Origin of the sequence: uncultured Treponema sp., assembly GCF_945873775.1 — a bacterium.
In the GTDB taxonomy this organism is placed as follows: Bacteria; Spirochaetota; Spirochaetia; order Treponematales; family Treponemataceae; genus Treponema_D.
Genome location: NZ_CAMCEC010000001.1, coordinates 209957 through 228491, shown reverse-complemented (window position 1 = coordinate 228491; position 18535 = coordinate 209957). Strand labels below are relative to the sequence as shown.

Sequence of the window (18535 nt, the reverse complement as noted above, 5' to 3'; positions counted from 1 at the left end):
ACAGAAAAAAGGAATAAAAATGACAGAATTAAAGTATAAGCGGAACTTTTGTATTACTGCGCACATTGATCATGGAAAATCAACTTTGGCGGACAGGCTTATTCAAAAAGCAAAAATTGTTGAAGACCGCCAGATGAAAAATCAAATTCTTGACAACATGGATATTGAACGCGAGCGTGGAATTACAATAAAAAGCCAGGCCGTTACAATTCCGTACAAGGCAAAAGACGGACATGACTACGAGCTGAATTTTGTTGACACTCCGGGACACGTTGACTTTAGCTATGAAGTAAGCCGCGCGATTGCCTCTTGTGAAGGCGCTTTGCTTCTTATTGATGCTACTCAAGGTGTTGAAAGCCAGACCGTGAGCAACCTTTATATGGCGATGGAGCACGACCTGACAATTGTTCCTGTCATAAATAAAATTGATCTTGCAAGCGCGGATGTTGAATCTGTAAAAAAACAAATCGATCATGACTTGGGACTTGAATCTTCTGAAGCTCAGCTTGTAAGCGCGAAAACAGGAGAAGGAATTGATGATTTGCTTGAAGCCATTGTTACAAAGTTTCCGCCGCCAAAAGGTGATGTGAATGCGCCGCTTCAGGCTTTGATTTTTGACTGCCATTATGATGAGTACCGCGGTGTTATTGTCCATTTGAGAGTTATGGAAGGACGCGTAAAAACTGGCGACATAATCCGCTTTATGAGCAACAACACTGACTACAAAGTGGAACAGGTTGGCGTTTTTAAAATTAAGTATGAAGAAACTGGAGTGCTTGAAGCTGGAGACGTTGGCTACATTATTGCCGGAATAAAAACTGTAAGCGATGTAAGCGTTGGCGACACTGTAACTCTTGCTTCAAAGCCGGCCGCTTCTCCTTTGCCAGGATTCAAGGAAGTAAAGCCTGTTGTGTTCTCTTCAATTTACCCGATTGATTCAAATGACTACGAAGAGCTCAAAGAGGCAATGGAAAAACTTAAGCTTAACGATGCGTCTCTTATTTACGAAAAGGATAATTCCCTTGCGCTCGGAAATGGCTTTAGGTGTGGCTTTTTAGGATTGCTTCACTTGGAAATAATTCAGGAACGCCTTGAGAGGGACTTTGACCAAATTGTAATTTTTACTGCTCCAAGCGTAAAGTACAAGGTAAAGATTCCCGGCCACGAAGAAATTTTTGTAGACAATCCTGCTGACTATCCTGAAGGAAAAATTGAGTCTTCGCAAGAGCCTTACATAAAAGCTTCAATAATCACTCCTGCAGAGTATCTTGGCTCTATCATGGAACTTTGCCGTCTAAAGCGCGGAACACAAAAAAATATGCAGTACCTTGATGAAAAGCGTGTTGAGCTTACTTATGAAATGCCGCTTTCCGAAGTTCTCTTTGATTTTTATGACAAGCTTAAATCTTATAGCCGCGGATATGCAAGCTTTGACTATGAAGTTATAGACTACCGACCGACAGACTTGATAAAAATTGATATTCTAATAAATTCAAAACCTGTTGACGCATTGGCTCAGCTTTGCTACAGGCCGAGTGCTGTTGAGCGCGCAAAAGTTGTCTGTGAACGCCTAAAAGGAGAAATCGCCCGCCAGCAGTTTAAAGTTGCGATTCAAGGCGCAATCGGAAGCCAGATAATTGCAAGAGAAACTGTAAATCCTGTTAGAAAAGACGTTCTTGCAAAATGCTACGGCGGAGATGTAACAAGAAAACGCAAGCTTCTTGAAAAACAAAAAGCCGGAAAAAAGAGAATGCTTATGGCAGGAAATGTGGAGCTTCCGCAGAGCGCATTCCTTGCTGTCTTAAAGGAAAAAGAAGATTCTTAAAAACTAAAGCGGCTTGTTTTCCCTTATGGCGATTTCAAGCTGCTTTATAAAAAAATCTGTTTCTGCCCTGATTCTTTTTAAAAACGACTGCTCCATTTTGAATGCGTAGCCATCAGGAAAATGCAGAAAAAGATATTCCCGTTCTTCCGCAAGTTTTTTTATCTGCTCGCTAAGAGAAATTTCTTCAGGCAAATTATTTATAAAAGGCGACTTTTCCCCATCTGAAAGCAGGCTTCTAAGTTCTTCAAGTTTTCTTTTTTCTTTTTCACAAAAGTTTGAAATACTTTTGTTTGATTCGCATTTTTCTTTTGACGGATTTTCTTTTATTGTGAAAAGGTTGCTTTGTGCTATTCCGAGATTTATTCCTGTGCTTGAGCAGTCAAAAAGATTTTTTTCATTTTGGAACATCAACTTGAACTGCTGGGCGTACTGCAAAAGAATTTTTGTGCTGCATATTTTTTTTCCGTTTTTTGAAATGACCGTTTGCGCCACCATGGAAAAAGCCGCATCATAGTTTTCTATTGGAACAAGCCTGCATGAATTTATAAAACGCTGCTTTAAAGCCATAGTGCCTTTTGCGTGCGTTGTTCCTATTGAATAGCTAAAGTCCAAGCCTGCAACAAAGACCGGAACAGAAGAACTGCTTCTAAGTTTTAGCGCAATATATGTTGCCGCAAGTCCAACAGAACCCATTGGCTCAATAAAATTTCTAATGACGTTTTCTTTTTTTAGATTGTCAAAGAAAATTCCATCAGCATATTTTGTTGCAAACCAAATTGTATTTCCGCCAAGAATTTTTGTGGCTTCTGGCCTTGCGCACAAATCTGCAAACAAAAGAATTTTCTTGTTTCTCGCATCTAAAAATGCTTTTTCAATTGCAAGCTGGCTTTCCATTGTAACAACCGCATCCGGCGTTATATTTCTTGCTAGCAGTGGAGACAGCGCGGCATCAACTGCAATTATAAAAAAGTCGCTTGGACTGAAATTTGAATACGGCAAGCTGTCCAATCCTTCGCCTGCGCCCAAAACAAGCAATGGCTTTGAAACTGTCTTTACAACATCTTCCAATGTTTTTGACTTTTCAAGACGCGCAATATTCCTTAAAAAGTTTTTGGAAAAAAGATGCCCGAATTTTACAAGTGTAATTCTGTTTTTCCAAAATGTGGCGATTATTTCACTTATTGCATTGGCTGTAAAATCAAACTTTTCGCTTGAAAAATTTACTCCTGCGCTAAAGTCAATCTTTAATGCGCGCTTTATGCTTCCGCCCTTGCAAAGGGTTCTTACAAATGAATCTATTTTTTCGCCTTCACTTAGCTTGAACAACGGAACGTTTGCGCTGTTGTTTTGCATTGCAAGTTCAAAAAGGTTCTCGTCATTTTCCAGCGCGATGATTTCACAATTTTCCGGCAGAAGCGATTTTAATTTTTTAATTCCATACCAAAGAAGAGGAGAGCAGGCTATTATGAGAGTTCCGCTCAAAACCTGCATTTTGTCTATGTAAGTTTCAATTGCCTTCGCAGGATTGTACTTTGAATATAAAAAGCGGCCCTTATATTCTACTGTCTTTAAAACAGAAAAGCCCTGACCGGCATTTACCAGACGGGGCTTCTCCTGAACTGATTCGTTCAATTTATTTCCTGTTTTTGTTTTCGCTCATGAGAGTAATGTAAGTTGCAAAGAAATTGTCTACAACTTTTGGATTTGCAAAAAGAGCGGAATTTGCTGTGTTTAAGTCTGCGTTGCGGATTTCTGTTTCGCTTGCATCTTCCACTTCTTCAGTCTGAATTCCTGTGCATTTAAGAACAACAATATTTGAGCCAAGAATGAACGGCGAGCTGATTTCATCCTGCTTTAAAGAAAATGCTGTTTTGTATGCGTCTTCATTTGAAGCGATTCTTGCAAGCGGTCCAGTTTCAGAAACAGAAGAGTAAATGCTAGAGCTTCCGTAGTTTACAGGGAAAGGCTGAACTTCTAATTTTTCCACATTGAATTTTTTGCATGCGCTGTCAAAACTTGAAATAGCAGCTTCTGAAACAAAGTTTTCTGCAATTTCAAGGAAGTAGTTTTCAATATAGCTTTTTTCGTTTGAATTTATGTAGCCAAGAACTGCATCCTGAACTGCGCTGTCTTCAAAATCCGCTGCAGCTACAGAACCGTCGCACTTGAATATTGAATATCCGCGTTTTGTTTTTATAACTGCGCTGATTTCATCTTTCTGAAGTTTTTCAAGCTCTGCAAGTGAATCCACATTGTCAAGCATGTTTTCAATTTGATAGCGGTATGCGCCTGCATTTTTTCCTTCTGTGTCAGAATAGTATTTCTGGGATTTTTCGCTTGCGGCATCTGCAAATGTAATTTCGTTTCCGTTTATCTGCTTTAAGAGAGCCTTTGCTTCCTGCTCATCGTCAACAGTAATTACGGAAAGATCGTACTTGATAAATTTTTCAGCGTTTTCTTTTCCGAATTTTACAGCTTCTTCTTTTGGAAAATTCGATGTGCTGAATGCGACTGCGTCAAATGAATGTTTTTCTGCTCCCATTGAAGCAAGGAATTTCTTTTCCGCGCCGCTTCTTTTAAGTCCGTACAATGGAGCGCCGTTGAAAGAATCTGAATTGTCAGTTCCGAACAAGTCGTAGAAATAGCGTCTGTAAACAAGGCTGCCTTCAATGTCCTTTCTTAGTTTTTCAAGTTCAACTGCGCTTGTCTGATTGTAGGCCTTCTGTGAGAATTTTCCTGTTGAAGGATCTGTGAATCTTTCAATTACGAATCTGTTTACAGCTTCTTTTGGAACTATGTAGCCTGATTTTTTTACTGAATCAGTGAACGCCATGTTGATTACAGTCTGATAAAAAGCTTCTCTCATAATGCGGTAGTATGAATTTTCATCAACTTTGTAGCCGCTAGCCTGATATGACTGCGCAAGATTTGAAACTGCAATATAGAAGTCTGAACCTGGCTCGTAAGTTATGTTTTTCCCGTTGTAAGAACCGTAAGAGTTTACCTTTTGCTTGTTAAAAATTGACTGAAAAACTGCGCTAGCTCCAAAGGGAAGAAATACCAGCGCCGAAATTACAAGTATGATTACAGCTCCGATTTTTGAACTGTCTTTTTTTGTTTTCTGTTCAGTGATTTTGTTTTCTTGATCCATAAGAAGATTCATCCTTTTTATATATAAATAGAAGTGAAACTATTTTATCATTGTAAAATACAAGTGTCAATGTAAAGCTCTTCTGTAAAAACTCACTTTGCAGTTAGTTTTTAGTGGCTTCATAAAATTTTTGCACGCGTTTTGCCTTTCAATACACAAACTTTCTATTTCATGCTATACTAAATTTATTCGGAGGAATTATGATTCAAAAAACATTGAAAGAGGCTCTTTCTAAAAACGAATATCCTGGACGCGGAATTATTGTAGGAAAATCTGCCGATGGAAAATACGCGGTTTCTGCCTATTGGATTATGGGAAGAAGCGAAAACAGCCGCAATAGAATTTTTGTGGAAGACGGAGACGGAATCCGCACACAGGCATTTGACCCTTCAAAACTTACAGACCCAAGCCTTATAATTTATGCGCCTGTAAAAGTTCTTGGCTCCAAGACAATTGTAACAAACGGCGACCAGACAGATACAGTTTATGACGGACTTAAAAACGGACTTAGCTTTGAAAAATCATTGCAGTCAAGAAAGTTTGAGCCAGACTCTCCGAATTTTACTCCGCGTATTTCGGCTTTGCTTGAAGTTGAAAACGGAAGCTTTAATTTTTCAATGTCGATTTTAAAGAGCGACTGCGGAAACGAATCTTCTGTAAACAGATACACTTTTGACTATGAAAATCCGCGCGCAGGAATCGGCCGCTACATTCACACTTATATGCAGAACGGAAATCCGCTTCCTAGCTTTGAAGGCGAGCCTGAGCTTTTGGAACTGGACGGAACTTCTATAGAAGAAACTGCAAATTTAATCTGGGAAAACTTGAACGAAGACAACAAGGTTTCGCTTTTTGTGCGCTTTATTGAAATTGCAACAGGAAAAGTCCAGACAAAGATTATAAACAAGAACTAAGGCAAATTTTTACTATTTCAGCGATTTCAAGAGGGCAAGAACTTTTTGGAACGCTGAATTTTCCTTTTTCATTTCTCTTGAACCTCTCGTTATGTTGCACAAAGACAAATTGTATTTTTTTGCAATTTCGCGCTGGGTTGTTCCTTCGTCAAGTTCCTTTACAAGGCTCCATCTCTTGGAAAAATCCTTTAGTTCAGACTTTGTAAAAAGACAGCCGAAAAAATCGAATATAAGATTTTCGTCCTGAATTTTTGAAAGAAGCATGCATATTTCCTTAATTTGATCGTTCTGGCTGTTTTTTGTTTCTGGCATTTTTACCTCTAAAAGAATGATAATCCAATTGCATTAAAAAAGCAAACTGTCTTTAAAATAAAAAGACCGGCTTTTACACCGGCCATGCCTTTTGGCATCCAGGCTCCAATGGGTGGGAGGGGATAAATTGAACACCTGGTAATTTATATATCGGAGCGCATTCCGTTTTTCTTGAATTGTTTTTTTACAGTTTGAAAATTTATTGAATTTGCATTTTAAGCTGCTTATTCGTCTGTTTCTTCAATGCTTGCGTCAATGTTTACAGAAATATTGTAGCTTCGTCCGTCCAATGCGGAAACTGTCTTTGTTATTTCGTAGTCGCTAACAATGAATTTTACTGTGTGGTCGCCGCTTGTTGTGTAAAATTGTTCTACTGGAGCTGTATATTCGTCATTATCAAATGTTATTTTTGTGCCTTCCGGAGCAATAAGCCTGATTATTGGCTTTATTTCCCTAAGCGAAATTTCAATGCTTGAAGTCTTTGCCTGCTCAACGCTCACTGTACGCACTTCATTACGGTAAAAGTCGCTTACAATGTTTACGTTATGGCTTCCCGCCGGAACAAGAATATCTTTTTTGCCAAGCTCCGACTGCTTTCCGTCAACAAAAACAGTAAATTCTTTTGCTTCTTCATTTTCCTCTGAATTTATTGCAAGAGAAATTTTTCCTTCATTTGAAAGAATCGGATATGCGCATACGCTGAATTTTGACTTTGAAATTAAATCGCTTGAGCCTTTCATTGCAAGCTGAAGCCTAAAGAACAAAAATCCATCGGCATTTGCAGGAATCATCTGCGCAGTGTACGAATATGCGTCGCTTTTTATTGAATTGTTTTTCTTGGTTGGAACTTTTATATTAAAGCTTAGGCTTTCACCGAATGTTCCGACTTCCGCCCTTGTTCCGCTGTAGTCAATCAGCTTTTCCTCTGGAACTGGCGAAATTCCTGAATACAACGACCATGCCACGGAATCCCGCCATTCTGCGACAATTTTTGGAACTTTTACTGAAATTTCAATTCCTTCTATAAAAGTCTTGTCTTCTGGAAGCTTTATTGCAACAGCATCGTTTACGCCAGCTTCAACTGATTTTTTTTCAAACAGCGAATCTATTGTAATTAAATTTGTCTTGCGCACACGGAAAGGCTCGGCTTTGGACATAAGGATTCCAAAGAAAGCCAAAAACATCAAAGAGAAAACTTTTTTGTTTTTCCTAGCAATGCAAGATTTCATGTTGATATTATAATCCTAAATCGCTCGGATTTCTAGTGTAATTTCTTTTATTTCAAGTATTTTCCGGGATTTAATGAAGAGCCGTTCTGCTTTATTTCAAAGTGAAGGTGCGGGCCTGTTGAAAGTCCTGTTGTTCCGACTTTGCCGATTTTCTGCCCTGTTGAAACTGCTTCTCCTTCTTCAACTAGGATTTCAGAAAGGTGGGCGTAGGAGCTTTCCATTCCGCCTGCGTGGGAAATTGTAATGTGGTTTCCGTAGATTCTGTTTCCTCTTTCCACGGATTTTACGGTTCCAGTTTTGCAGGCAAATACAGAAGTTCCCGCTGGAGCTGCAAGGTCTATTCCTTTGTGAAACTGCCACCTGCCGGTTATGGGGCTTTGGCGTTTTCCGTAGTCGGAAGTAAGAATGCTTTTTTCTAGCGGCATGGACATTCCGGGATTTAAAAAATACGCTCGTTCTGCCGGACTGAATCTTTCTCCGGGAATAAAATAGAAAAGCTTTCCGTTTATTTTGTACTGCTCAAAAGTTCCTTGCAGAATTTTTTCTTTATGCTCGTTTGCAAGCAGAAATTCTATGGAAGTAGCAGGAGACTCTGGGATAAAAAGTCCGTTCGCGGAAGGAAGAATTATTGTTTTGCCTTCAAGGACTTCTCCACTGTTTTCTATGGAATTTGCGGTTGACAAAGTTTCCTGCCAGATGCTGCATCTTGCCGCTACGGTAAAAATTGTGTCGCTTTTTTTTGCTTTGTATGAATAGAAAGTTGGAACGCTTGTGTTTGACCTAAAAAAATCTTTCTGGCACTGCTGGACTTCCTGCTGATACTGGGAAAAAAGAAAGTCGCGCGATTCCAAGAACGGAATTTGCGGAAAAGTTTGCGCCTGCACGCAGAAAAGTGAAAAAAATATTCCTATTATAAAAAAAAGTTTTTGCTTCATAAAAAAAGGGCTGCTCAAGAAAACATTCTTGAACAGCCTTGTTCTTTAACAGCTTGTGGCTGTTACTCTTCTGAGATTGCTCCAACTGGACATACAGAAGCGCAAGATCCGCAGCTTACGCAGTTGTCAGCATTAATCTGACGCTTGTCGTTTACTTCGCTGATTGCTTCTGAAGGACATTCGCCTTCACATGCTCCGCAGTTGATGCAGTCCGATGAAATTTTGTAAGCCATAAAATACCTCGGTTTGTGTGTGTGGAAAACTTCTATTAATATAGAAATCTTCTAAAAAAATAATACTTGAAATTTGCTAAAAAGGCAAGTTTTGTTTTTTATTTGTCTTTGTCCAGCAACGCTACTATCTGTATTATCGTGATGAAACTGACAATGCTGACTACGGTTTCCGCCTTGTCCGTACTGCTAAATAGCATTCTGCATTATGTTCTTACGTGTACACGTCAAATAGGCTTGCGTGGCTTTGCAAGGCCCCCTGACAAATGCTTGCAAGACCCCCTTGCGTGTACATGTCAGCACCCCTTGCAAAAAATTCTTGCAAGGTCCCCTGACAAAAATCAATTGCATTTCTTCTCCCCACTTTAAAACTATTTTTTTTTATGGTATATTTTTAAAGATTTTTTTGAATTCAGTGCATAAAATTAAAAAAAATGTATATAAAGTTATAAAATCTTAAACTAAGAAGTTTGGAGCTTTAGTTTCCACTGTTTTCTGTTTAAGATTTTATTCCTGCTGTTATATTGGAGAAAAAAATGGCTAAGACAGAAGAAAAGTTTCCGGTTGAAATGTCGGAAAAGTTAAAGGCCTTGGAAGCTGCAAGGCTTCAGATTGAAAAGCAGTTCGGCACTGGCTCTTTGATGAAGCTTGGAACAAAAACAGACACTGCTTCTATTGATGTTGTTCCTTCAGGCTCAATATTGCTTGACGAAGCCCTTGGAATCGGAGGCTATCCGCGCGGACGTGTAATTGAAATGTACGGTCCTGAAAGCTCTGGAAAAACAACTCTTGCGCTTCATGCTGTTGCCGAGGCTCAAAAGCTTGGCGGAATTGCGGCTTTTATTGACGCTGAGCACGCTTTAGATCCTGTTTATGCCAAAAATCTTGGTGTAAACATTGACGAGCTTTGGGTGAGCCAGCCAGATACTGGAGAGCAGGCTCTTGAAATTTGTGAAAACCTTGTACGTTCTGGCGCAGTTGACATAATTGTTGTGGATTCAGTTGCCGCCCTTACTCCTCAAAAAGAAATTGAAGGCGAAATGGGAGATTCCGTTATGGGCTTGCAGGCTCGTCTTATGAGCCAGGCGCTTAGAAAGCTTACTGCCATTGTCGGAAAGAGCAAGTGCATTGTAGTCTTTATAAACCAGATTCGCATGAAAATTGGCGTTATGTTTGGAAATCCTGAAACTACAACGGGCGGAAACGCGCTGAAATTCTATTCTTCTATTCGTCTTGAAATCCGCAGAATTGAATCAATTGACGGCAAGGGCGAAGAGGATGCTGTAGGAAACCGCGTGCGTGTAAAAATTGTAAAGAACAAAGTTGCTCCTCCATTCCGCAAGGTTGAGCTTGATATTTACTTCGGAAAAGGAATTTCTTCCGCTGCATCTATTTTGGACTCTTCTGTAAAACATGGGCTTATAGACAAACGCGGCGCCTGGTACACAAGAGGAGATGAAAAAGTTGGCCAGGGAAAAGAAAATGCGGTCGCTTACATAGAAAACAATCCGGCATTTAAAATGGAGCTTGAAAATACTCTGCGTGAAAAGATTTTCCCCGGACAGATTTTGCGCACAAAAGAAGGCGAAGTTGTAACAAAAGAGCAGATTCTTCAATACGAAAAGGAAATGCGTGCAAAAGGCGTTGGAACTGGCTCTATTGCTGAATCTCCTGCAAAAGAAGAAAAGCCTGCTGAAAAAGCTCCAGCTGCTCCTGCCGCAGAAGAAAAACCTGCAAAAACAACAAAGTCAAAGGCAGCAAGCCTTGCAAAAGCCGCTTCGGAAGACAAGCCTGTTCCAGACGAGCTTTTCTAATTTTTTATGGAACGTGTTGTTTTGGGGCTTGGCTCTAATAAAAGTTTCGGGGCGTTTTCTTCCCTTGAGCTTTTAAAAAGAGCCTGCTCTTGCCTTGCAGATTTTATACATGAGCTTGAAGTTTCTTCTATATATAGAACTGCTGCCATGTATGTCTGCGAGCAAGATGATTTTTATAATATGGTTGCCGTTGGAAATTTCAGCGGAACTCCTGATTCTCTTCTTGAAAAAATCCATTCAATTGAACAGAAATTCGGACGCGACAGAAGCCTTGAATTTAGAAACGGCCCGCGCTCCTTGGACATTGACATAGAGCTTTTTGGAAATCAGACTGTAAAAAAAGAAAATCTTGTGATTCCGCATGAGCGTCTTTTAGAAAGAGCGTTTGTTCTTGCGCCTTTTCTTGAAGTTTTGCAAAAAAATGCCGATGTTAATAAAGCGGACATAGAATTCTACGGAAAAAAACTGGAGCTTTTAAAGGATCAGCGGGTGGAAAAATATTGTTCGTTTTAAAAATATTGCTTCGGAGCGCAAAATGGAACAAGAACGGACAGTTTGTCATAGAAAATTTATGGCAGGAACATTTGAAGGACCTCTTGATCTTTTATGGAGCCTTATACGCGAAAATAAAATAAACATCTATGATATTCCGATTGCGGAAATTACAGAGCAGTTTCAGGACTATCTTGATTATGCGGTTGAGCTTGACTTGCAGGATTTGAGCGAATTCTATCTTTGGGCTGCAAAACTTGCGTGCATAAAGAGCCGTTTGCTTTTGCCTGTTGAAGTCCGCTATGATGACGATGAAAGCATGGAAGATCCCCGCGAAGAACTTGTTGAGCAGCTTATTGAATATCAGCGTTTTAAAAAGCTTTCTGTTTTAATGGAAGAGCAGGAAGAGCAGAGCGAATGGAGCTTTGAGCGAAAAAAAATAGAAAGAACGCTTCCATTTGACGAAGATGATTCCCAGTGGAAAAAAATGGACACTTGGGCTTTGCTTCAGGATATGCAGAAGATTTTTAGGAATCTTACAAATGTAAATCCGGATGAGCGTCTTTTGAACATGGGCGAGGATATTGCTCCGAATGAAAAAATAGCCTTGATAAACGAGCTTTTGGAAAAGAAAAGCGAATGCATGTTTACAGACTTGATAACTAGAAAAGGCAACGAACTTGACGTGATTTGCGCTTTTATGGCGATTCTTGAAGCAGTAAAATTGAATTTAGTTGAAATATATCAAAATAAAATGTTTGGAGATATAAAAATATGCAGGAAGCAGAAAGCGGCATGATTTCAGAGGAAAAAAAAGAACCAAATGAAAATATAGAGGCTTTGGAAGATACCTTGGATGAAGCTGAAAATGACCTTGAAAAGCGCCGGGCAGAATTAAATCTTGATACAGAAACTGCTCTTTTGGAAACTGTTCTTTTTTTGGAAAGCGAGCCTCAGACTGTTGAAAATCTTTCAAAGATAACAAAGATGGCTCCTAATGTAATTGAAGAATGCATAGAGCGTCTAAAAGAAAAATATTCAAATGCGGATTCAGGAATTGAGCTTTCGATGATTATCGGAGGCTGGACTCTTACGCCAAAAAGAGAATGCTTTGACTTTGTAAAAGAGCGGTATGGAAAAAAGAATGAAGGCAGGTTAAGCCGTGCCGCTATTGAAACTTTGTCGATAATTGCTTACAGTCAGCCTATAACGCGTGCGGAAATCGAAAGCATCCGCCATGTAAATGTGGACAACATGATGCGTGTTTTGCTTGACAGAAAGTTTATAAAGGAAGTCGGAAAAAAAGATATTCCCGGAAAACCTGTCATGTACGGCACAACAAAAGAGTTTCTTGAATTCTTCCATTTACAGAGCATTGCCGATTTGCCGCAGCTTGATGAAAAAGAAAGCGAGAGGTTCGAACTTGCCCGTTAATAATTCAAAAGAGAAAAAAGAAGACGTTATGCGCCTTCAGCAGTACATGGCGAAATGCGGTGTTGCAAGCCGCCGTGCCAGCGAAGCGATTATTTGCGCTGGACGCGTTACCGTAAACGGAACTGTTGTAACAGAGCTTGGAACTAAAGTCGACGTCCAAGACAAAGTCTGTGTTGATGAAAAAGAAATCCACCTTGAAGAAAAAAAATGTTATGTTCTTTTAAATAAGCCTTCTGGATACGTGTGTTCCGCAAGCGATGAAAAAGGTCGGCCTGTTGCGGCGGATTTGCTCAAGGAAGCTTATTCGGAGCGTCTTTACAATGTTGGCAGACTTGATATGTTTTCAAGCGGCCTTATTATTTTTACAAACGACGGAGACTTCGCCGCAAAACTTTCACATCCTTCCGCGGAGCTTGAAAAAGAATACATTGTGGACACAAGCCTTCCTATGCCGCGTTTTCTTGCGGATGATTTTATGGACGGAATCAGAATCGACGGAGTTTTCTACCGCTGCAAAGATGCCCGCGAGCTTAATTCACATAGAATGAGAATCGTTCTTGTTGAAGGAAAAAACCGTGAAATCCGCCGTGTATTTGAAAAGTATGAAGTGGGAATAAAAAGCCTTATGCGCATAAGAATTGGCTGCGTTGGAGTTGGAGAACTTCAGTTTGGGCAGTTCAGGGATTTGACTCAAGACGAAGTTAAAGCCCTTCTTAGACTTTGCAAAAATTAAAAAAGAGGTTGTTATGGTTGTTGCTATAGATGGTCCTGCAGGAACAGGAAAAAGCACAGTTGCTGGAAAAGTCGCAAAAGACTTGAATCTTACATATTTAAACAGCGGAAGTTTTTACCGCGCCCTTACGCTTGCTTTGCTTGATTCTGGAATAAATCTTGACGATGAAAAATCCGTGGTTGACTTTGCAAAAAAGCAAAAGCTTGACTATGTGAACGCAAGGCTTATTCTAAACGGAAAAGATGTTGACGATTTGCTTCATCAGGATAAAGTTGACGCGAATGTTTCAAAAGTTTCTTCTTTTGTTGAGCTTAGGCATTTTGTCAATTCAAGGATGAGGCAGATTGTAAAAAGCCTTAGCATAATTTGCGAGGGCAGGGACATGACAACTGTTGTGTTTCCCGATGCGGAATTCAAGTTTTATCTTGATGCCAGCATTGATGTTCAGGCAAAAAGACGTTTTGATCAGGGAGTCAGCGGACTTTCACTTGAAGAAATAAAAGCCGCCATAATCAAGCGCGATGAAATGGACAGAAACAAAGCGGAAGGCTCTCTAAAAAAAGCAAAAGACGCATTCTATATTGACACTTCAGACTTGACCATAAATGATGTTTGTGCAATAATCGAAAGCAAAATAAAATCAAAAGGGTTTGCTATGGAAAAGGAAGTGGAAAAGAATGGTGCCCAGGGCTCCGACAACATTTACACACAATTAGAAGCATCTATTAATAACATGGAGCCGGTTGAAGACGGTGCTAATGTAAAGGCTACTGTTGTTCAAGTTACAGATGATATTGTATTCGTTGACGTAAACTGCAAGTCAGAAGGAAAAATTCCTGTAGCTGAATTTGCTGGCAATCTTCCAAAAGAGGGAGATGTAATTACAGTATATCTCGTAAGTCAGTTTGGAAAAAACGGTCCTGTTGTTTCAAAGCAGAAGGCCGATGAAAAACGTCTTTGGGAAGAACTCAAGGTTGCTTCTGAACAGAAAACTCCTGTAGAAGGTGTTATTTCTTCTGTTACAAAAGGCGGATATATGGTTAATCTTGGCGGTGGAATTTCTGCATTCCTTCCAATCAGCCAGGCAGATGCTCAGAAAGTTGAAAAAGAAGACAAGCTTATCGGCGTAAAGTCTAAGTTCTATGTTGAGCGGCTTTATAGCAACGGCAAGCGCAATGTTGTTGTAAACCGCCGCAAGTATCTTGAAGAGCAGATTAACGAAAACCGCGATAAATTCTTTGAAACTGTAAAGATTGGCGATACAGTAAAAGGTGTTGTAAAGTCATTCACAAGCTTTGGCGCATTTATTGATCTTGGCGGATTTGACGGACTTCTTCACATCAATGACATGAGCTGGGGACACGTAACTCGTCCAAAGGATTTTGTAAAAAAAGGACAGGAAATCGAGCTTAAGGTTATCCGTCTTGATCCAGAGGGAAAGAGAATCAACCTTTCTCTTAAGCACTTTACAGAAGATCCGTGGGTTCACTTTGAAGAAAAGTACCATGTAAATGATATTGTAAAGGGAAAAGTTACTAAAGTTCCTGACTTTGGCGCATTTATTGAGCTTGAAGAGGGAATTGAAGGTCTTGCGCATATTTCTGAATTCAGCTGGACAAAGAAAATCAACAAGCCGTCTGACATGGTAAAAGAAGGCGATGATGTTGAATGCATGATTCTTGGCTATGATATTCAGGGCGGACGCGTTTCTCTTGGTCTTAAGCAGGTTACAGAAAATCCTTGGGATTCAATTGCTGAAAAATATCCTGTTGGAACAAAAGTTTCTGGCAAAGTTGTAAAGATTGCAAACAGCGGCGCATTTGTTCAGCTTGAAGAAGGCATTGACGCTTTCCTTGCTGGCGAGGATCTTTCTTGGACAAAGAAAATCAAGCACCCTGGAAGCGAAATCAAAGTTGACCAGCCTTTGGATGTTGTTGTTTTGGACTGCGATCCAGAAAACCACAGAATCCGTGTTGGTGTAAAGCAGCTTACAGACAATCCTTGGAAGGCTTTTGCTGAAGAATATAAAGTTGGCGGAACTCTTGAAGGTGAAGTTACTTCTATCAATGACTTTGGAATCTTTGTAAAAGCTCCTAATGGAATTGAAGGTCTTGTTAACAAAGCAAACCTTAGCGATGACCGTGATGTTCCGTTTGAAGAAGCTGTAAAGAAATACAATGTTGGTGATAAAGTTAACGTTTACGTTGTTTCAATTGATGTGGACAAGGAGCGCGTTGCTTTCTCTGTAAAGGAATACAAGAGAGCTCAGGATCGTGCTGAAATTTCACAGTATATGTCTTCTAGCAATGATGACAGAGCTTACACAATTGGCGACAGCGTAAAGAGCCACGCAGAGTAAAAACAAAATCAATGAGTGGAAACAGTTTGATTTCTTTAGACAGACTAAAGTCACTCATTGAAATTAATACACGCATAAATTTAAATTATGCAGATCCAGATACATTGCTGGTTTCAATTTTGGAATCAGCAATGCTTATGGTCAAATGTGAAGCCGCATCTCTTCTTCTTGTGCGGAAAGAAATCAATTCACTGGAATTTTATATCAGTCTTGGTCCTAAAAATTCCGAAGTTAAAAAAATCCTTGTTGAAAAAGAATCAATTGCTGGCTGGGTTGCAGAAAATTGCCAGTCGGTCATAATCAATGATGTAAACAGCGATCCCCGCTTTAATTCCACAGTTCAAAACACAACAAAATATGTTACAAGAAACATGATAGCTTTTCCTATGAGCGTGAAAGGCGAGTGCGTTGGCGTTATCGAGCTGATTAATAAAGCGAATAATGGCGACTTTACTGCTGACGACCTTGAAATTCTTGAGCTTTTGGGCGAACAGGCGGCTGTTGCTTACCAAAATGCCTTGCGCTACAGAAAAAACAAGGTTCAGCTTAATGCGCTTCAATATGTAGTTGACGCTGGCAAGGACTACCATCCTTTTATTGCGCGGAATCCTCTTGTTCTTTCATTAATTGAAAACATAAAGCGCGCTTCTGCGATTAATTCTTCTGTCTTGATTACCGGTGAAAGCGGAGTTGGCAAGGAGCTTTTTGCAGAGCAGATTCATCTTTTGAGCAACAGAAAAAACAAGCCGTTTGTCCGCGTGAGCTGCGCTTCTTTAAGTCCGTCTTTGCTTGAGTCTGAATTCTTTGGCCACGTAAAGGGCGCTTTTACCGATGCTGTTTCCGCAAGAAAAGGCCGGTTTGAAATGGCTGACGGCGGAACGATTTTTCTTGACGAGATTGGTGAGCTGCCTTTTGACTTGCAGGCTAAGCTTTTGCGTGTGATTCAGGAAAAAAAGTTTGAGCGTGTTGGTTCTTGCGATACGATTTCAGTTGATGTAAGAATCATTGCCGCAACAAACCGCGACTTGGAAGCAATGATAAAGGAAGGCACTTTTAGAAGCGACTTATATTTTAGGCTGAATGTTCTTCCGATTGCAGTTCCGCCTTTGCGTGAGCGTAGAGACGAGCTTGAAGATTTGTGCGAATTCTTTTTGAATAAATTCAAGGCTGAAATACACAAGGATTTTCTTGGATTTTCAGAAGCGGCAAAAAAAGCGATTTATTCTTATATGTGGCCGGGAAATATCCGCGAGCTTGAGAATACAATTGAGCGGGCTTGTATAATCGGGAATCCGCCTTTTATTCAGCTGAACGACTTGCGGCTTCCTGTGGATTCTGAAAATTTGCAGGAAAACACTGAAATTAAAAATTGCGCAGAAGAACTTTCACTTATGAAAGACCGTAGCTTAAAGAATGCGCTTTCGGAATTTAAAAAACAGTATGTTGAAAGAATTCTACGGGAAACGAATTGGAATCAGACAGCCGCCGCAAAAATTCTTGATATTCAGCGCACTTATGTTTCAAAGCTTATTTCTGAGCTGAATATCCGCAGGACTTGACTTCAGGTTTTGACAAAAAAACTGATATTCTATATAATAAAAAAATATTCGGAGTAAAAAATGTCTAAGGGAAAAAAAGCTACTGCAAATGTAAAAATTGAAGATTTCATTATTAAAAATAGAAAAATATTCGTTTGCGCTGTGGCTGTTTTGGTTGTTGCTGCCGCGGTTGTTTGCACAGTGTTTGCAATTTCTGATTCAAATAAGAAAAAGGATCTTGCGTCTATTGATTCAATTGAATATTCTTATGTTGCAAAGTCAGGCGGAATTGAAGATGATGAAATTGCTTCTCGCCAGGCAAAGGCAGAGGAAACTCTAGCTCCTTATCTTTCAAAGAAAAATGTTGCAGGTGTTCGTGCAAATATGCTTTATGCGGACATTGCCTTTGGAAAAAAGGATTTTGCAAAAGCGCTTGATTGTTATCTAAAGGCTGCTAATGCTTCTAAAAAAGCGTATACTTATGCAGAATGTATGTACAATGCCGCTGTTTGCGCAGAAGAGCTTTCTAAAAATGACGATGCTGTGGCTTATTATAAGTCTGCCGCAGATGTAAAAGATTTTTATCTTGCTTCCCACGCGCTTTTTAACGCCGCAAGAGTTTCAGAGCTTTCAGAAAATTATTCTAATGCCGCGGAGCTTTATCAAAAGACAGTTGATTCTTACAGCGGATATGAGTGGGCAAATCTTTCAGAAAGCCGCCTTATTGATTTAAAGGCAAAAGGAAAAATTGACTAAAAATCAGTATTCTTATAAAGAAAAAATTGGCGGTGTTTGTTTTGCAAAAAAATTAAAAACCGCCTTTTTTTTATTTGCCATGCTTTTTGTCAGTTGCGGTTTGGATACTTTTTATTACCTTGAGCCGCCAAAAACTGACGGACACACGACAAAATACACAAGCACTGATAGGCCTCAGCTTTATTTTTCTTTTCTGACCAACGAAGAAGGCGACAATTCTGATTACGGTTCGTCTGATTTTTCTTTTCTTGGAACTGAAGTCTATTACAAAATTTATAATAATTATTCTGCAATGGTCAGCGCGCAAAGTTCTATTGACTCGTTGAACTCAAGCAGTGATGTTTCGGCGGCGGCAACGAATATTATAAACTCAAGAAATTACAAGACGCTTTTATTTTCTTCCTATAACCAAACTCCTTTGATTCCAGAAAAAAACGATGACCGCTATGTTTATATCCGCCTGAATAGCATTAAAGAGTCATCTGAATATGCTTCTGTCGTTTGCTACGGAACTTCTGCAATGGAAAGTTATGTTTCTGGCTCAAGCGGTGTAACTTTGATTGGAAAGCCTTTGCGCAATGTGAGTTCTGGATCTGGCTACGGATTTGACTTCAATAAAACTGACAATGATAATCCGCTTCCTGTTTCAAGCGATGAAGATGTAAGCTGGTCAAGTTCTAGTTCCGAAGATGGAGTCTGGTATGTTGATATGTGGGCGGTTTCTGTGGGACGGGATTCAAGCTATTCTCCGTCTTACAGCAAACTGCTTCACCTTGGCTCGGTTTCAATACGAGAAGAGTGGTACGACTAGGC

The 18535-nt window shown here is 39.8% G+C and carries 17 protein-coding genes; 11 read left to right on the top strand and 6 right to left on the bottom strand.

Translation table 11 applies throughout. The features are described 5' to 3' along the window. The first annotated feature begins 19 nt into the window (after nucleotides 1-19). Nucleotides 20-1825 (top strand): translation elongation factor 4, encoded by a 1806-nt coding sequence (gene lepA, locus Q0N70_RS01070; RefSeq protein ID WP_294012499.1) that lies wholly within the window; start codon nucleotides 20-22, stop codon nucleotides 1823-1825. A 3-nt stretch (nucleotides 1826-1828) separates the two neighbouring features. Here the strand turns inward: lepA and Q0N70_RS01065 are convergent, their stop codons facing one another. Both Q0N70_RS01065 and Q0N70_RS01060 read right to left on the bottom strand, forming a co-directional pair. Further along, a complete protein-coding gene (locus Q0N70_RS01065) occupies nucleotides 1829-3457 on the bottom strand; it encodes a 6-hydroxymethylpterin diphosphokinase MptE-like protein (protein WP_294012496.1) in 1629 nt (542 codons plus the stop codon). Between the two features lies 1 nt (nucleotide 3458). Beyond that, nucleotides 3459-4976: a peptidyl-prolyl cis-trans isomerase gene (locus Q0N70_RS01060; protein ID WP_294012493.1), complete on the bottom strand. Its 1518-nt coding sequence runs from the start codon at nucleotides 4974-4976 to the stop codon at nucleotides 3459-3461. 200 nt (nucleotides 4977-5176) lie between these two features. Between Q0N70_RS01060 and Q0N70_RS01055 the strand changes: the two genes are divergently transcribed. Further along, nucleotides 5177-5890, top strand: a complete 714-nt coding sequence (locus Q0N70_RS01055; RefSeq protein WP_294012491.1) for an IMP cyclohydrolase — start codon at nucleotides 5177-5179, stop codon at nucleotides 5888-5890. A gap of 12 nt (nucleotides 5891-5902) precedes the next feature. Here Q0N70_RS01055 and Q0N70_RS01050 read toward each other — a convergent pair whose 3' ends face one another. The 4 genes from Q0N70_RS01050 to Q0N70_RS01035 all read right to left on the bottom strand — a co-directional run bounded on the left by Q0N70_RS01050 (nucleotide 5903) and on the right by Q0N70_RS01035 (nucleotide 8599). Further along, nucleotides 5903-6202 (bottom strand): Trp family transcriptional regulator, encoded by a 300-nt coding sequence (locus Q0N70_RS01050; RefSeq protein ID WP_276779177.1) that lies wholly within the window; start codon nucleotides 6200-6202, stop codon nucleotides 5903-5905. A gap of 224 nt (nucleotides 6203-6426) precedes the next feature. Beyond that, nucleotides 6427-7431, bottom strand: coding sequence for a hypothetical protein (locus tag Q0N70_RS01045; protein ID WP_294012486.1), 1005 nt, complete (start codon nucleotides 7429-7431; stop codon nucleotides 6427-6429). A 47-nt stretch (nucleotides 7432-7478) separates the two neighbouring features. After that, complete coding sequence (locus Q0N70_RS01040; protein WP_294012483.1) at nucleotides 7479-8366, bottom strand: M23 family metallopeptidase; 888 nt, start codon at nucleotides 8364-8366, stop codon at nucleotides 7479-7481. Between the two features lie 62 nt (nucleotides 8367-8428). Further along, nucleotides 8429-8599 (bottom strand): DUF362 domain-containing protein, encoded by a 171-nt coding sequence (locus Q0N70_RS01035; RefSeq protein ID WP_013701985.1) that lies wholly within the window; start codon nucleotides 8597-8599, stop codon nucleotides 8429-8431. A 533-nt stretch (nucleotides 8600-9132) separates the two neighbouring features. Here Q0N70_RS01035 and recA point away from each other — a divergent pair. From recA to Q0N70_RS00990, 9 genes are all read left to right on the top strand, one after another. Next, nucleotides 9133-10410, top strand: coding sequence for a recombinase RecA (gene recA, locus Q0N70_RS01030; protein WP_294012480.1), 1278 nt, complete (start codon nucleotides 9133-9135; stop codon nucleotides 10408-10410). Nucleotides 10411-10416: 6 nt separating this feature from the next. Further along, complete coding sequence (gene folK / locus Q0N70_RS01025) at nucleotides 10417-10923, top strand: 2-amino-4-hydroxy-6-hydroxymethyldihydropteridine diphosphokinase (protein WP_294012477.1); 507 nt, start codon at nucleotides 10417-10419, stop codon at nucleotides 10921-10923. Between the two features lie 22 nt (nucleotides 10924-10945). Beyond that, a complete protein-coding gene (locus tag Q0N70_RS01020; RefSeq protein WP_013701981.1) occupies nucleotides 10946-11701 on the top strand; it encodes a segregation/condensation protein A in 756 nt (251 codons plus the stop codon). After that, nucleotides 11677-12336: an SMC-Scp complex subunit ScpB gene (gene scpB, locus Q0N70_RS01015; protein ID WP_013701980.1), complete on the top strand. Its 660-nt coding sequence runs from the start codon at nucleotides 11677-11679 to the stop codon at nucleotides 12334-12336. The genes Q0N70_RS01020 and scpB overlap by 25 nt, the downstream gene beginning before the upstream one ends. Continuing rightward, nucleotides 12299-13069: a pseudouridine synthase gene (locus tag Q0N70_RS01010; RefSeq protein ID WP_052299569.1), complete on the top strand. Its 771-nt coding sequence runs from the start codon at nucleotides 12299-12301 to the stop codon at nucleotides 13067-13069. The genes scpB and Q0N70_RS01010 overlap by 38 nt, the downstream gene beginning before the upstream one ends. A gap of 13 nt (nucleotides 13070-13082) precedes the next feature. Next, nucleotides 13083-15428, top strand: coding sequence for a 30S ribosomal protein S1 (rpsA, locus tag Q0N70_RS01005; RefSeq protein WP_294012463.1), 2346 nt, complete (start codon nucleotides 13083-13085; stop codon nucleotides 15426-15428). Between the two features lie 11 nt (nucleotides 15429-15439). After that, nucleotides 15440-16987, top strand: a complete 1548-nt coding sequence (locus tag Q0N70_RS01000) for a sigma-54-dependent Fis family transcriptional regulator (RefSeq protein WP_294012461.1) — start codon at nucleotides 15440-15442, stop codon at nucleotides 16985-16987. Nucleotides 16988-17047: 60 nt separating this feature from the next. Beyond that, entirely contained in the window at nucleotides 17048-17722 is a 675-nt protein-coding gene (locus Q0N70_RS00995; protein WP_294012458.1) for a tol-pal system YbgF family protein, read from the top strand. A 100-nt stretch (nucleotides 17723-17822) separates the two neighbouring features. Next, complete coding sequence (locus Q0N70_RS00990; RefSeq protein WP_294012456.1) at nucleotides 17823-18533, top strand: hypothetical protein; 711 nt, start codon at nucleotides 17823-17825, stop codon at nucleotides 18531-18533. Nucleotides 18534-18535 lie beyond the last annotated feature (2 nt).